9 protein-coding genes are annotated in these 14,653 nt (G+C 62.4%); 5 read left to right on the forward strand and 4 right to left on the reverse strand.

Annotated elements, in window-relative coordinates; genetic code table 11:
- Nucleotide 1: 1 nt before the first annotated feature.
- From yidC to QF031_RS20225, 5 genes are all read left to right on the forward strand, one after another.
- The gene (gene yidC, locus QF031_RS20205; protein ID WP_307432425.1) at nt 2-973 is read left to right on the forward strand and encodes a membrane protein insertase YidC; all 972 of its coding nucleotides are present in this window, start codon (nt 2-4) and stop codon (nt 971-973) included.
- A complete protein-coding gene (locus QF031_RS20210) occupies nt 973-1,536 on the forward strand; it encodes a Jag family protein (RefSeq protein ID WP_307432428.1) in 564 nt (187 codons plus the stop codon). Before yidC ends, QF031_RS20210 begins: the two co-directional genes overlap by 1 nt.
- Nucleotides 1,537-1,556: 20 nt before the next feature.
- Nucleotides 1,557-2,207, forward strand: coding sequence for a 16S rRNA (guanine(527)-N(7))-methyltransferase RsmG (gene rsmG, locus QF031_RS20215; RefSeq protein ID WP_307432431.1), 651 nt, complete (start codon nt 1,557-1,559; stop codon nt 2,205-2,207).
- A gap of 88 nt (nt 2,208-2,295) precedes the next feature.
- Nucleotides 2,296-3,378: a ParA family protein gene (locus tag QF031_RS20220; protein WP_307432434.1), complete on the forward strand. Its 1,083-nt coding sequence runs from the start codon at nt 2,296-2,298 to the stop codon at nt 3,376-3,378.
- 65 nt (nt 3,379-3,443) lie between these two features.
- Entirely contained in the window at nt 3,444-4,733 is a 1,290-nt protein-coding gene (locus tag QF031_RS20225; protein WP_307432437.1) for a ParB/RepB/Spo0J family partition protein, read from the forward strand.
- Between the two features lie 4,429 nt (nt 4,734-9,162).
- On the opposite strand, the gene trxA is transcribed toward QF031_RS20225, so the two are convergent.
- From trxA to murJ, 4 genes are all read right to left on the reverse strand, one after another.
- Nucleotides 9,163-9,489 carry a thioredoxin gene (gene trxA / locus QF031_RS20230; RefSeq protein WP_307432440.1) on the reverse strand — a complete coding sequence of 109 codons (327 nt, stop codon included), beginning with the start codon at nt 9,487-9,489 and terminating at the stop codon, nt 9,163-9,165.
- Between the two features lie 34 nt (nt 9,490-9,523).
- The gene (gene trxB / locus QF031_RS20235; protein WP_307432443.1) at nt 9,524-10,480 is read right to left on the reverse strand and encodes a thioredoxin-disulfide reductase; all 957 of its coding nucleotides are present in this window, start codon (nt 10,478-10,480) and stop codon (nt 9,524-9,526) included.
- A 151-nt stretch (nt 10,481-10,631) separates the two neighbouring features.
- Nucleotides 10,632-12,317: an ABC transporter substrate-binding protein gene (locus QF031_RS20240; RefSeq protein WP_307432447.1), complete on the reverse strand. Its 1,686-nt coding sequence runs from the start codon at nt 12,315-12,317 to the stop codon at nt 10,632-10,634.
- A gap of 164 nt (nt 12,318-12,481) precedes the next feature.
- Nucleotides 12,482-14,626: a murein biosynthesis integral membrane protein MurJ gene (gene murJ / locus QF031_RS20245; protein ID WP_307432450.1), complete on the reverse strand. Its 2,145-nt coding sequence runs from the start codon at nt 14,624-14,626 to the stop codon at nt 12,482-12,484.
- Between the last annotated feature and the right edge of the window lie 27 nt (nt 14,627-14,653).

Consider the following 14,653-nt stretch of genomic DNA (forward strand, 5'->3'; position numbering starts at 1 on the left):
TATGGACTTCTTTGGAACAATCATGGCCCCGTTCAAGTGGCTGGTTTCCATCATCATGATTGGATTCCACGATGGCCTCAGTGCCATCGGGATGCCCGCCGCGAACGGCTGGACCTGGACTTTGTCCATCATCGGACTGGTGTTGGTGATCCGTGCCGCCCTGATCCCGGTATTCGTCAAGCAGATCAAGGCCCAGCGTGGCATGCAGCTGCTGCAGCCCGACCTGAAGAAGCTCCAGGACAAGTACAAGGGCAAAACCGACCAGCTGTCCCGCCAGGCCATGGCGCAGGAACAGATGGCCATGTACAAGAAGCACGGAACCAACCCGTTCTCCGCCTGCCTGCCCATGCTGATCCAGATGCCGTTCTTCTTCGCTCTGTTCCAGGTGCTGTCCGGTATTTCGGGGGCCAAGGAGCAGGGCCAGGGCATCGGTGCCATGAGCCACGAGCAGGTGGTGGAATTCGACGCCTCAAGCATTTTCGGGGCTCCGCTGTCCGCCTCCCTGCTGCATGGCGGGGGTGGCGGCGGTCAGGTTGCCGTGGTGGTGCTGTCGATCGTGATGATCCTGGCCATGACGGCCTCGCAGTTCATCACCCAGAAGCAGATCATGGCGAAGAACATGTCTGAAGAAGCCATGGCCAGCCCGTTCATGCGCCAGCAGAAGATGATGCTGTACATCCTGCCCCTCGTCTTCGGCGTAGGCGGCATCAACTTCCCCATCGGCGTGCTGATCTACTGGACCACCACCAACCTCTGGACCATGGGCCAGCAGTTCTTCGTCATCCGCCGCATGCCGACGCCGGGATCCCCCGCAGCCAAGGCCCTCGCCGAACGCCGCGCCGCCAAGGGTCTGCCGGCACTGTCCGTCCTGACCGGCAAGCGGGACGAAGCAGCCGACGACGCCGCGGCCGCCGCAGTTGAGATCAAGGGACAGCGCGTCCAGCCCCAGCGCAAGAACAGGAAGAAGAAGTAATGTCAGCTGAGAGCACCGAGCACGCCTTTTCTGAAGAGATCGAAGATCAGGACGATTCCGTGAACCAGGATGATTCCGCCGTCAAGGGTTCTGCCGCCAGCCGCCTCGAGGAAGAGGGGGACGTGGCTGCGGACTACCTGGAGGAGCTGCTGGACATCGCCGATATTGACGGCGACATCGACATCGAGGTCCGCAACGGCCGCACGTATATCTCCATTGTCTCCGACGAGGAAGTTGAAGGGCTTGAGGGCCTGGTTGGCGAAGACGGAGAGGTCCTCGAAGCACTTCAGGAATTGACGCGGCTGGCAGTACTGTCAGCCACGGAAAACCGTTCCCGGCTTGTCCTTGATATTAACGGTTACCGGCAGGAGCGCACCGGCCACCTGCAGAAGATCGCCGAAGATGCCGCAGCCTCTGTGAAGGAAACCGGCAAGTCTGTGGCGCTGGAACCTATGAGCGCCTACGAACGCAAGATTGTGCACGATGCTGTGGCCGACCTCGGCCTGGTCAGCGAGTCCGAGGGCGAAGGCGCCGGACGCCATATTGTTGTTTCCGCGGACTAGAGAATGCTGGCCCAATAACCATGGTTGACATCACGGCAGCAGAGCTACTCGCTGCTGAGAAAATCTTCGGCGACCGGCTGGACCTGGCCAAGCGCTACGTGGAGCACCTGGCCACGTCCGGAACTGAGCGGGGCCTCATTGGTCCGCGGGAGGTTCCCAGGCTGTGGAGCCGGCATGTCCTAAATTGTGCAGTCATCGAAAGCGAGATTGCCCCCGGAAGCCACGTGGCCGACGTCGGAAGCGGCGCCGGGCTGCCCGGCCTGTGCCTTGCCATCGCGCGCCCGGACCTTGAGCTGACCCTGATTGAACCGCTGGAGCGCAGGGTCATTTGGCTCCAGGAAGTAGTGGATGACCTCGGGTTGGATAACGTCACGGTGATGCGTACCCGGGCTGAGTTGGCTGTGGGGCACGTGGACGCCGACGTAGTAACGGCCCGGGCCGTATCTGCACTGACAAACCTCGCCGGCCTGACCATCCCGCTTCTGGGTGGGCGGGGTGAAGTGGTGGCTATCAAGGGCCGCAGTGCCGGTGAAGAGATTGAGAAGGCCGCCAAGACTATCCGTAAGCTGGGTGGTGTTGAGACGTCGGTGCTGACTGTAGGCGACAACCTCCTCGAGGAGCCCACCACGGTGGTCCGCATCGTGGTGAACAAGTCCCAAAAGAAGTCCTGACCCGGGCCCGCTGACGGCTGTCAGCAGACCGGAGCAGTTAGGCTAGACACGGCAGCAAAATTGGCTGAACGAGAGTGAGTGTGCCCCAGTGACCAGTAGTGAAGCCTCCGCACAACGGATCCCGCCGTTTGTGTCCTTGGGGTCGGCACGTTCTGTCGCTGGGTCCGGGCTTACCGGAACCGGCATGGCTCCTGCCCGAGGAGGAAACCACCCTAAAACGGTTTCCTCTCCAGCTCCCAGCAAAACAGTTTCACGTGAAACAACCTCCAATGGTCGATCCAACGTTATTGACGCCATCGACGACTCCAGCCCCATCGCACGCGAGCTCGCCCACGAGACGAAGCGCCGTGAGCGCCTGATGGGACGCCAGCTTCCACGCCCTGAAAAGACCCGGATCTTCACTGTGTCCAACCAGAAGGGCGGGGTGGGCAAGACCACCACCACGGTGAACATTGCGGCCGCCCTGGCAGCTGCCGGACTGAACGTACTGGTCATTGATATCGACCCGCAGGGCAACGCCTCCACCGCCCTGGGGATCGAACACCACGCGGATGTGGACAGCATCTACGATGTCCTGATCAACGACGTTCCGCTCGCTGACGTGGTGGCCCCGTGCCCGGATATTGGCAAGCTGATCTGTGCACCTGCCACGATCCACCTGGCAGGAGCCGAGATTGAGCTCGTGTCCCTCGTGGCCCGGGAACAGCGGCTGCGCCGCGCCATCGATGTGTATGCCAAGACGCGGGAGAAGAACGGCGAGGAGCGGCTGGACTACGTCTTTATTGACTGCCCGCCCAGCCTGGGCCTGCTGACTGTAAACGCGTTTTGCGCGGCCAGTGAAGTACTGATTCCCATCCAGTGCGAATACTACGCACTGGAGGGCCTCAGCCAGCTGCTCAAGAATATCGAGATGATCCAGAAACACCTCAACGCGGACCTCGTTGTGTCGACCATCCTGCTCACCATGTATGACGGCCGTACCAACCTTGCTGCCCAGGTTGCCGCGGAGGTACGCCAGCACTTCCCCGACCAGGTGCTCTCGGCCGTTGTCCCGCGGTCCGTGCGGATCTCCGAAGCCCCCAGCTACCAGCAGACTGTCATGACGTACGATCCGTCCTCAAGCGGTGCCCTGTCCTACCTGGAAGCCGCTGCCGAAATAGCGGAACGATAAAATCTTCAATACCGCAACGCACGGAGCAAGGCTTGGCCTCGCTCTACCACTGGAGGGATTTACCCATGAGCGATAAGCGACGAGGCCTAGGCCGCGGTCTTGGCGCGCTGATTCCAAGTTCCGCCGCAACCAATGGTTCCGGCAACAGTGGGGCGGTATCCCGGCCTGTGGATCTCTTCTTCCCAGAAGGGCGGAAGAAAACAGAATCGGCCGAGCAGCCCGCTGCGGTGGCAGCCGCCCGGTTGCAGGAGAAGGAAGCCGCAGCCCCGGCCGCCCGTCCTTCTACGGCTAAGACAGCTGCCTCCAAATCCGCTCCCGCGACGGGCAACAGGAAATCCGCGCCAGCACCCTCGGATCCGCCCATGCCGGCCAAAAGGACTCCTGCCACGAAGTCCCCCACCGCCGAGTCCAAGCCGGCAGCCGAGTCTGATGCCGCCGTAGGCGATCCAGCAGCAACGACGCCGACGGATACTGCAACTCCCGCTGGGAATGCCACGGCCAGCAAGACAGCTGACTCAGGCATCGAGCTCGTCGAGGTTCCCGGCGCCCGTTTCGCCGAGATTCCGGTGGCCGACATCCACCCGAACCGGAAGCAGCCCCGAAATGTCTTCGACGAAGACGACATGGCCGAGCTGGTCCACTCCGTACGCGAGATCGGGGTTCTTCAACCCATCGTCGTTCGGACATCAACCGAATCGGGTAGCGAGCCCTATGAGCTCGTCATGGGTGAACGCCGTTGGCGCGCTGTCCAGGCCGCGGGGCTCGAAACTGTCCCTGCCATCATTCGTGATACAGCGGACGACGACCTTCTCCGGGACGCGTTGCTTGAGAACCTCCACCGCAGCCAGCTTAATCCGCTTGAAGAGGCTGCGGCCTACCAGCAGCTCCTTGAAGACTTCGGGACCACCCACGAGCAGCTCGCGGACCGCATCGGCCGTTCAAGGCCCCAGGTATCCAACACTCTCCGCCTCCTGAAGCTTCCCCCGCTGGTACAGCGCCGCGTGGCCGCCGGTGTGCTCTCTGCAGGACATGCCCGGGCCCTTCTCTCGCTTCCTGATGCTGCAGCCATGGAGCGCCTTGCGCAGAAGATCGTGGCAGAGGGAATGTCCGTACGCGCCACAGAGGAGGCTGTGACCCTCTACCAGGACCCCGCAAAGCCTGCAAAGAACAACATTCCGCGCCCTGGGGCCCGACATGAACGTCTGGACTACCTGGCTTCCTCGCTCTCCGACCGCCTTGATACGAACGTCAAGATTTCCCTTGGCGTAAGGAAGGGGAAGGTAAGCATCGAATTTGCCAGCGTAGAGGACCTGAACCGAATCATGGATGTTTTAGCTCCCGGTTCGACGAACTGAAACGCCGAGAAGGCCCGATTCCTCGGAATCGGGCCTTTTTCTATGCAATATCGGTGTGGTAGCCGGTCGTTGCCGAGGATCGCTGGATGCCGTGAAGGACAAGGCCGTTTGCTCCCCCTTGGCGCTCTTCCGCTACAGCGGCGCAGCCTGTGCTTGCCACCTGCAACTTAGCAGCACCAGTAGAGGACATAAGTGCCCTTCAGGCAGCCGATATTGCAGCAGATTTTGCCCGACTCCATGCGGGCGGTACTTGATGGCGGGTATGTCGCCGTCCCCTCCAGTTGGCACCAGCTTCTTCGGTGGCCTACTGTTCGATTACTAGCTCCACGCTTTCGTCTCTTTAGTCCCAGCTCCCCGTCTCCATGTGCCTTCTTCATGGATCCCAGCAAATATCAGTTCGCGTTGATGGACGAGTAGGCGAACCGAGATTTGGGCTTTGTTCATTTCCAGGCTAGAGGAACGCACGTTTCACGTGAAACACGCCTGCCCCAGTAGCGGCGGCGCGGGCGAGTGGGGTACGCCACTCAGACGCCCACGCTCGTTTTGCCGTGTCCATGTCGGTGTCCTCCGTCTCTGCTGCTGAGCCTCGATGCGTAGATCTACAGTGATGGGCAACTTAGACAGCGTGGTGTTTACTCTCGAGTCACTTCCATTTCTGCCGACTGAAAGACGCCAGTTCAGTGGAACGGTACACGGGAGTCTACGGATGACACCCGCTCAGACTGACGTGTCGGCGCTGGCCTTCCTCTTGTGCGTCAGCGGCCGTACGATTCCTGCGCAATTAAGTGTATTCATGCGATTCCGTCGAGCACCTTTTCGGGTGGCCTGTCCCTTCAGCAGGATCTTGGCTTCGGAAGGGCCGGAGTAACCGCGGCGCATAGGCGTTTGCCATCCGTTCACCGATACCGTTAGCATGCCCGCGCGTTCTCTTGTCGCTTTGTGATACCTGCGCACTCGTTCTGTAGATGGATTGAGGGGGGCTAGCTCTCTACCTCGGATACTTCCGTGGTGACTGGCAGGCGGAAGGAGGAGCAGGCACGTTTCACGTGAAACAGCGCGGCCTGGGCCAAGGACCGCTCAACCGCTTGCCCCGTCTCGCAGCTTTGGATAGTGCACGCTCCCCTCGCATGCTCGGACAGGTTTCCTTCCATCTATGGCATCTGCTGTCTCCGCTGGGCTCGTTCTCTCGTCCAGCGTTGTGGATGCATCGCCATCGCCCCAGCATCCGCGCTTATCACCGGGGATGTTTCACGTGAAACTACTTCTCTCCCGCCTGCAGTCCTGATGCACGACGCCCAACATCTAAATCGCGATCAGCTCCTAAGGCCGTCGACGCGAGATGCTCGTGCAGGGATGAGCGCACGATCCGTTTGCGCGCCGCGCTGCTCTGTATACGGAGGTGTACCGACGTCTGCATGGGTGCTTATGAACCCGCGCGTATCCCGCTGGCGCTCATGATGTGCGTAGCGGTTAGGGCGAATGGCATGATGCACAGCTTTGCGCCGCTGTGAGGATGAGCTAAAGTACACGGCCCCTACCGGGGCCGTTCCTCCGAGGTCTGCAAGGCGCCGCTATCCCTACTCGACATGTAGCGGCGAGACCCGTTCGCACGTCCGTCCAGGACGGCCAGGCATCGAGCCAGTGACGGTGGACAGCCGTACGACTGCCATCTCAGGGCCACAGCACGCCAACGGACACCAGGTACCTCTGCACCATGGTTCGACTCGGGTTTGCAGGAAGAAGCTGCTTGCCGGCCCCTATCGCTGTGAGATCCGCCCGGGCGAGGACTAGTTGGAGATGCTGGTACCGCCTGAGCAAACCCACCGGATAGCGTCTTTCCTATTTGAGCTGTCTCCTTACGCCTATTATTAGGAACTAGCGGTACGCGGGCTTCGCCTCGCGTGGGAATCCAGGACCTGTGGATAACGAGGTGGATAACCGCGGCGGTCTGGGGATATCTCGGTGCATCCTCCATCCCCCTGCAGCGACACGAGCATCCCGTAAGAGCGCCCGTCGGGTGCAGCGGAGCGAAGCAACCGCGCTGTTTCACGTGAAACGATCGTCAGCGCCCAGCCGTGCCGCTGCTCTGCCTCGGAGTCGCCGCGGATCGGTTGCATTGACTGCTCCCTGCACGCCCCTTGTGGCTCCTGGGAGCTTCCGTACGCGACCGGTAATATCGGTGCTAGGGCGCACGCCGACGTACGCAGCTCCGACTGTTCAGGCGTTCGGCAATCCCGACTCGTGAAGGTTCATGGACGCTGTGGATAATCCTGTGGATGGCCGCGCGGCGACTGTGGATAAGATTGGGGACGACTGCGTTGCCAGGAGTGCGGTCGGTACCCCCAAGGGCGTCATCGTGGCCGAGGAAGACGCGTTGGCTCCGCTTCCCCACAGGGCCGTCACGTCTCCGCGTACGCTGAGCAGACCGCCATACCCACTGTGAGTACGACGGCCTTAGGCTGCGCCCTTCGAGACAGCCGCGACCAAACTGCTGATACTTTGACGTCCAATGTTCGCACGCGGATCACTCAGGGAGGCTTTCTACCATGCGGACGACATCGACTAGCCGAGGCTGCCGCAGGCTCCGACAGAGACCTTAAGATGCACGGGCAGGCGCCGGTGTTCGCGGCGATTCGTGGGACGCGACCACAAGCGCTACCCAGGCATGAGGTGCTGATACGGCGCCGGTGCGGTTACCGAACTCCGCACGCCACCACGGCTCATGTTCTGGCAGCGATTGCTCCTAAGTGGTTCGCCACGCCGGCCTGGTTCCTGACTCTCCTCATCGGAGGACGCTCTTCTGTTCACTGATACTGACGTCGCAACGCTCATTTTCGTTCCTTCTCTTGCAGTAGAGGGGCGACAGTTTCACGTGAAACATGTGTGCGGCAGGGTCTGTTCGTCCGCAGTGCGGCGTGGTGCCTAGGCACGGCGACGGAGGGCTCATTATCCCGGGGTCGCGGCAAGGCGCGGGCCCTGCCTTATGAGCAGGGCGCACGCCGCGCTCCATCACGCATCAGCAGTCGTTGCGCGCGTTATCGGACCTCATACATGCAGGTTGCCGGCACGGCACCAGTTTCACGTGGAACATCCGCGCAGTCGCAGCCGCCGCCTCGTGGGAACACACGGACCGAGTGAGAGGAGGGCTGGTGGCACCGCTGGAAGGGGCGGGGGGTCGCTGACTCCCCGTGGCGGCTGGCAACTCTGCCCTAGGAGTACCACGTCTGCGGACTGCTATAGGCGGCGTCGCTCTTGGGAATACGTTGATTCTTTGGTACTCCTTCAAGACCAGGTTCCATCATCGTGCAGCCCTGACGCAAGGGGCCTCATTGTGGCCTCATTGCTAACTGACCAGGTCAAGCTCCATGTGCAGGCGGTGGTGCCGATGGAAAGCTGATGGAGGATAACCTTGCGAGAGGGAGAGGCAGAGACATATCGGGTCTCCCACGGGCTGCGCCTACTGCTAGCCGCCGTGGTCTACATGTGGGTTTGTCCGCGCGGCCCGACTAGGTGCGTTCAGGGTGATGTCGTCCGTCTTCATCCGCACGGCAGAGCGGAGTCACGCTCAGTACTGTGGGTAGACAGTGTGGTGCAAGACGGCTGGCCTGCGTTTCGGCAGGTGGGATTCAACAGGAATGTGCAAAGGCAATTTCGGCTTGAGGCGCGTGTAAGCCGCAGTCAGGCGTACGGCGGCCCCGGTGTTACGAGCCTTCGGCCGGGCTGTGAAGCCCAGGGCTGCGGTGCAGGTCAGTACGCGATCGGCTTGTTCTAGACGAGACTGCACTGCGCGGGGTCAGTCCTCGTGCTTGGGGAGTGTGTGCTGGCCCTGGTGCGTTCGGTTGTCCGTTTGCCTAACTGCCTAGTGGGGCATCATCGAGCGGCTCCCAACATACGCAAGATAGTTGGATATGTTGCGAAGTAGGTTGCGTGCTTGCAGTGCGTCATGCCCTAACGCGGGTGGCTCGTACTGTTTCACGTGAAACGGCACCGCGATTAGGCGCGCCGGGTAGCATTGCGCGGCGAAGGAATAGACAGCGTCTTGTAACCCCGGGATGGAGGGCAAGCTCTTCGTACTGCAGCGCACAGTCGCCGAACCTCCTCATGCCCTGCTAGAACGCAGGATGTAGCGGCACGCGCTCCTATGCTCTGAACGCCGCACACCGCAGCAGTGGCACTCGTCCCGTTCCGACGACATGAGGCAAACATAGGAGCTCTACCTCCAGTCCCTCCCCCTCACTCGCGACCTGGGGCGGAAGCTGCCAGTGTTTCACGTGAAACAGCAGCCACGCGTCTGCCCAGAGTCGGCGCCGGAGTGTCAGCAGGTATAGACGTCGCGTTCCTGATTCGCAAAAAAAACAGTGGCCATCGCCTTCCGGCAACGGCCACTGCTTTACGAAACGCGCCCCAGAATCAGCCCGGGCGCTTGCGATTAGGAAAGAACGTCCGAGAATTCCTTCTCAAAGAACTGCTTCGGCTTGGCTCCGATAACGGTGCTCTTCACTTCGCCACCCTGGAAGAGGTACACGGCAGGGATGGAGGTGATGCCGTATTCCGAAGCGATAGCAGGGTTGTCGTCGACGTTCACCTTGACCACATCGACCTTTTCGCCGTACTCAACGGAGATTTCATCGAGGATGGGGCCCAGCTTGCGGCAGGGGCCGCACCATTCCGCCCAAAAGTCCACGATGACGGGCTTTTCGGCCGACAGGACGTCCGTGCTGAAACTCGCGTCAGTTACTTCTTTAGCGTTGCTCATAACCTTATCTTTCTCTTGGATAACAGTGCGCAGATTATGCCGGCAGGTCTGCCAGGTAGTGTTCGACGTCAATGGCTGCCACACACCCGGAGCCGGAGGCCGTAATGGCCTGGCGGTAGGTGGGGTCAACAACGTCCCCGGCCGCGAATACGCCGGGCACGCTGGTACGGGAGCTCCGCCCTTCCACTGCGATGGTTCCCTCCGTCGTCAGATCGAGTACGTCCTTGACGAGGTCGGTGCGCGGGTCATTGCCGATGGCTACGAACACACCTGTGACGGCGAGCTCTGATACCGTACCGTCCAGCAGGTTCTTCAGTCGAAGACCTGTCACCTTGTCTGTTCCCAATACGTCGTCAACAGTGCTGTTCCAGACAAAGTTGATCTTATCGTGGGCAAGCGCGCGGTCCGCCATGATTTTTGAGGCCTTCAGCGTATCGCGGCGGTGGACAACCGTTACCGACTTCGCAAACTTCGTGAGGAAGAGAGCCTCCTCCATGGCGGAGTCGCCTCCACCGATCACAGCGATGTCCTGATCCTTGAAAAAGAAACCGTCACAGGTTGCACACCAGCTAACACCGTGGCCTGACAGCCGCTTCTCGTTGGGCAACCCCAGTTCCCGGTATGCGGAACCGGTGGAGAGAATGACGGCCTTTGCCTTGAAGGTCTCCCCCGTGGCGATGGTGACGGTCTTGACCGGCCCTTCCAGTTCAAGCGCGGTTACATCCTCGAACTGGATCTCCGTCCCAAAGCGGGCAGCCTGCTTCTCGAAGTTTTCCATCAGGTCCGGCCCCATAATCCCTTCAGGGAAACCCGGATAATTCTCCACATCCGTGGTGTTCATCAGCTCACCGCCGGCAGTCACTGAGCCGGCCAACAGCAGCGGGTTGAGGTTTGCCCTGGCGGTGTAGACGGCTGCGGTATAGCCCGCAGGGCCCGAACCGACAATGATGACGTCGCGGACGTCGGACGCCGCCTTCTCTTCGATGGTCACTGGACCGTGAACCTCTTCCTTGTTCGACTCGCCTCCCCATGGAGGCCGGCCACATGGCACAACTGTGTCCGTGTGCTGAATATTCCAGCGCCCAGGCATGGTGGACAAAGGGTAAGGCAGACGACGAGCCGTCGCAGCGCCTGCCTTGGACCTACTGAACCTTGATCTCAGCCAGCCGGAGTCCGTAGCCATAGCGGGTCTTGGGGGCTGCGAGCTTGGGCAGCGAATTGATGGACACAATCACGTACTGTGTCTGCACCGGCTCCGGGAGGGGCACGTTCAGATCAGTCGAAGTGAAGCTGTTGGTTCCAACAACCTTGGCACCTTCAGTGGTGGGCCGGTCATTGGTGTACACGGTGATGTTGCCGCCCGAACCACCAAGCTGGGAAAGCGTGATGGAAGAGATGGTGGACTGGCTCTCCAGCTTCACCACCAGGGGAACACCCTGCGGGGCCAAACCGCCCCAGTTTTCCGTGGCGAACTCCATGTCGGACCAGTAGCTTGCGGCGTTGCCGTCATATGCCTTGATCAAGTCGCGGTCGAAGGTGGCGGCGAAATCGAAATTACCCTGCCGACTGACGCTTTCGATCACCGGCGGAACAACGGGGGGCTTCGAAGGAGCTGCCTGCGTTGCCGGCGCGGAGGCCTGCGGAGCATTGGTGCTGACCGGCGCGGCCGTCGGCTTGGCCTGCGGGTCCGAGCTGAACAGGCTGCCCAGGTTGGTCACGGCGAAGATGAGGCCGGCGATCAGCACGACAGCAAGCAGTCCCCCGACCAACCAGCGCATGGAACGCGGCTGGTTTTGGGACTCATCACGGTCATCGTCGGTGTCGTCCCGGTCGGCAAAGGTGACTCCGGCGGCAGCGGGTGCTGCTGCGCGTGGGAAGAGGCCCGGCTTGCCCTTGGCAGGCCGCGATTCCTGCTGAGCTACGTCCCTGTCCTCGTAATGGTCCTGGTCATCCACTTGCGCATAGTCGTCCTCGGACCATAGGGAAACCTTTGGCTTGCGCTGCTGCTGGGAGGCGGGCTGTGCCTGGGTGCTGCCCACAGCAGCCGTGTCGTTCGGGCCTGTGTCTGTATCTGCGGCAACTGCCCGTCCGGGAGCAGCAGGGGCACGGCCGGCTACTGGGTGGGCGGCAGTGGCATCCGGATCAACCCGGGAGGCGCCTGCCCCCGCCTTGGATGCCGCGGTACCGGAAGCACCTGAACCGGCAGCGGCGGCGCCCGCGGCTGCAGCAGCTCCAGCACCCGCAGCGGCCACGCCAGCACCAGCACCAGCACCGCGGTAACCGTTGGAAGAGGGTTGCTGCGAAGAGGGCTGTTGGGCAGCGGGACGAACGGGCGGCCGGGGCGGTACGGAGGGAGCGGAACGGTACGGATCAACCTGGCTGGGATGTGAATCGGCGTAGCTGATGTATCCGGCGTCGACGTGGTCTTCTTCGTCGTACGGTTCGGGCTCGTGGGACCGCGGCTGTCCGAAGATTTCGCTGCCAAGCGTGTCCGTGAAAAACGGCTCAACATAGGGCGGGCTGGGGGCCACCACCAGGTCCAGCAGGTCGGCGGCGGAGGTGTGGTTGGTAATCAGGTACGTGGCGTCCTCGGTTACGCCGAGGTCCAGGACCTGCACGCTGCCGGGACGTTCGCCCGTGGCCACCTCGCGGGCGCTCTGCGCAACCTGTTCCGTGTTCTCTGGGCCTGCAACCAGGATGCTGACCGGACGGTTTAGGACCTGGTCCACACCATCCAGCACCAGATCGTGGTCATGCGAGGCCAACACCGTGGCAGTCACTTTATAGCGGCCGCCCAGTACTGATCCGACATCGATCGGGTTGGACACGTGTTCCTCCTAGACTGTCCGGGTTTGCCGGCCTCGATGACGCAACCGCTGTTCAGGCGCCGCGCACGACCAAACCCTGACTGCAACTACCCCTGTACCTGTTCGATCCTAGCCGATCCGCCCCGGACGGCCGCGGAGAAGACAAGCCCCAAAGCATGCACGCGTCACTTTTTACGCTTGCGCCGGCTGCTGAAATACGGGTTCTCACCGGCTTTCCCCTGGTAGGTGCGGCGGCCGGGAAGTGGAATCTGTTCGCTGAGCAGGCCTCCGCGGGCCGTGCCCGGCTGGTCTTCGCCCGGCAGGTAGGTCGCTTCGGAGCCTGGGTCGGCACTGTGGCGGGTGCCGTCGTCGTGCGTTTCCTGGCGGCGGCCACCCCGCTCCGGGTCGGGCCCGGCGCGGAAGGAGACGGCGTCGAACTCACCAGAGATCCTGGGAATGAGGCCGGTGTCCACGGAGGTGGTGGCCCGTTCGGGGCGGGGCCTGGAGGGTTCGTCGGCAGGAGCGGACGACGGCGCGTCCCCGGCTTCCGGCGCAGGGGCCTGGCCGCCGCGGCCAAGCCGTCCGAGCAGGGGCCGGAGCATATCGCTGAGTTCGGAGACCCGGAACAGCTTGAGCAGCAGGAAGTAGACGGCCAGCATGACCGGGCCCGCCACGACGACCGTCACCAGTGCCTGAAGTCGCCCGCTCCATGCGAAGCCGTCGGGGTTGTAGCTGCCCATCAGCCACAGGGCGACGGCACCGGCGATGGCGGAGCCGAGGGCCGCGTACCCCATCCGGATGTATGCGTTGGCAATCCGGGGACCGTCGAGGCTGCCCAGCATGCGGCGCAGGAAGAACGCGCTGATGACCACCGACAGGATGTTGCCCACCATATAGAGGACGGCAATGGCGTAGATAATCTGGCCTACCGGCAGGAACTGGATGGCGAAGGCACCAGCCACGTACACCACCGCGAGGAGCAGCTGTACGTAGAACGGGGTGCGGGCGTCCTCGTTGGCGTAGAAGACGCGGGACATCATGAAATTGGCGCTCATGAACGGGGTGCTGAGGGCCAGGATGGTGAGCGTCTGGGCCAGCATGACGCCGTCCTGGCGCAGGCCGCCGGAGAAGAACATGCCCAGCGGACCTGCCAGGGCAAACAGGGCCAGGGCTCCGAAGACGGTGGCCACGGCCATGGTCCGCAGACCGTGCGAGAGCGCATCCCGCAGTTCCCCCCGGTTGCCCTCCTGGGAGGCGCGCGTCATGCGGTTGAACAGCACGGTGGCCAGGGACAGCGCGATGATTGAGTGCGGCAGCAGGTACAGCTGGCTGGCGACTTCCAGGACCGCGTTGCCGGGAAGGGTGGAGGCCGAGGGGTCCCCCGCCTGCTGCAGCCGGATGCGTTCCGCACCGGGAATGGTGGCGATACGCATGACATAGAGGAAGGCCAACTGCCCGACGGCGGCCGTCAGGAGCGTCCATACGCTCAGCCTGGCGGCGTGGCCCAGGCCCACGCCCCGCCAGCCGAAACGCGGCCGGAGTCCGAGCTTGAGGCGGAAGACCGGTACCAGCAGGATGGCGGTCTGGGACAGCACGCCGATGGTGGAGAACCCGGCCACCAGCAGGGTTTGGGTGGCACCCCAGTTGTCCAGCGTATGCGGGCTGAACTCGTTGGTGCCGAAGATCCAGATGAACATGCCCAGGCCGGCGATGGCCACCACGTTGTTCAGAATGGGCGCCCACATGGCGGGGCCGAACGCGCCGTTGGCGTTGAGGACCTGGGTGAGCAGGGCGTAGAGGCCGTAGAAGAAGATCTGCGGCAGGCACCAGAAGGCAAACGTGACCGCCAGGGCCTTCTGCTGGGGCGAGTAGCCTTGCGTGGTCAGCTCGATAACCGCCGGGGCGGCCAAGGTCACCAGCGCGGTCAGGCCCAACAAAAGCAGGACCGCCAGCGTGAGCAGCCGGCTGATGTAGTCGGCTCCCCTGTCCGGAGCCTTGCTGGCCTTGATGATCTGCGGGACCAGCACGGCATTGAACACGCCGCCGGCCACCAGGAGGAAGATCAAGTTGGGCAGGTTGTTGGCATTGATGAATGTGTCGTTGACCGTTGATCCCAGACCCAGTGCGGTGCCAAGCATCCAGGTTTTGCCGAAGCCCAGGAACCGTGAAACGAGCGTCCCGGCAGCCATGATGGCACTGGAGCGTGTCTCGCTGGCACCCGCTGCCGCTGGCTGGGCAATGTCCGGCGCCGCCGGCTCCGGAGGCACGCCGTCGGGTGCGGCGTCATCGGGCCGGCCGGACCGGTCGGAAGGAAAGTTGGTAGCTGACATCGACTTCATCGTCTCACCCGCGGGCAC

The organism is Pseudarthrobacter defluvii (genome assembly GCF_030816725.1).
In the GTDB taxonomy this organism is placed as follows: Bacteria; Actinomycetota; Actinomycetes; order Actinomycetales; family Micrococcaceae; genus Arthrobacter; species Arthrobacter defluvii_A.

What these genes read in the sequence shown, in the direction of transcription:
- QF031_RS20210 (WP_307432428.1), top strand. Translation starts at nt 973, where the DNA reads ATGTCAGCTGAGAGCACCGAGCACGCCTTTTCTGAAGAGATCGAAGAT.
- trxA (WP_307432440.1), bottom strand. Translation starts at nt 9,489, where the DNA reads ATGAGCAACGCTAAAGAAGTAACTGACGCGAGTTTCAGCACGGACGTC.
- yidC (WP_307432425.1), top strand. Translation starts at nt 2, where the DNA reads ATGGACTTCTTTGGAACAATCATGGCCCCGTTCAAGTGGCTGGTTTCC.
- QF031_RS20225 (WP_307432437.1), top strand. Translation starts at nt 3,444, where the DNA reads ATGAGCGATAAGCGACGAGGCCTAGGCCGCGGTCTTGGCGCGCTGATT.
- rsmG (WP_307432431.1), top strand. Translation starts at nt 1,557, where the DNA reads ATGGTTGACATCACGGCAGCAGAGCTACTCGCTGCTGAGAAAATCTTC.
- murJ (WP_307432450.1), bottom strand. Translation starts at nt 14,626, where the DNA reads ATGTCAGCTACCAACTTTCCTTCCGACCGGTCCGGCCGGCCCGATGAC.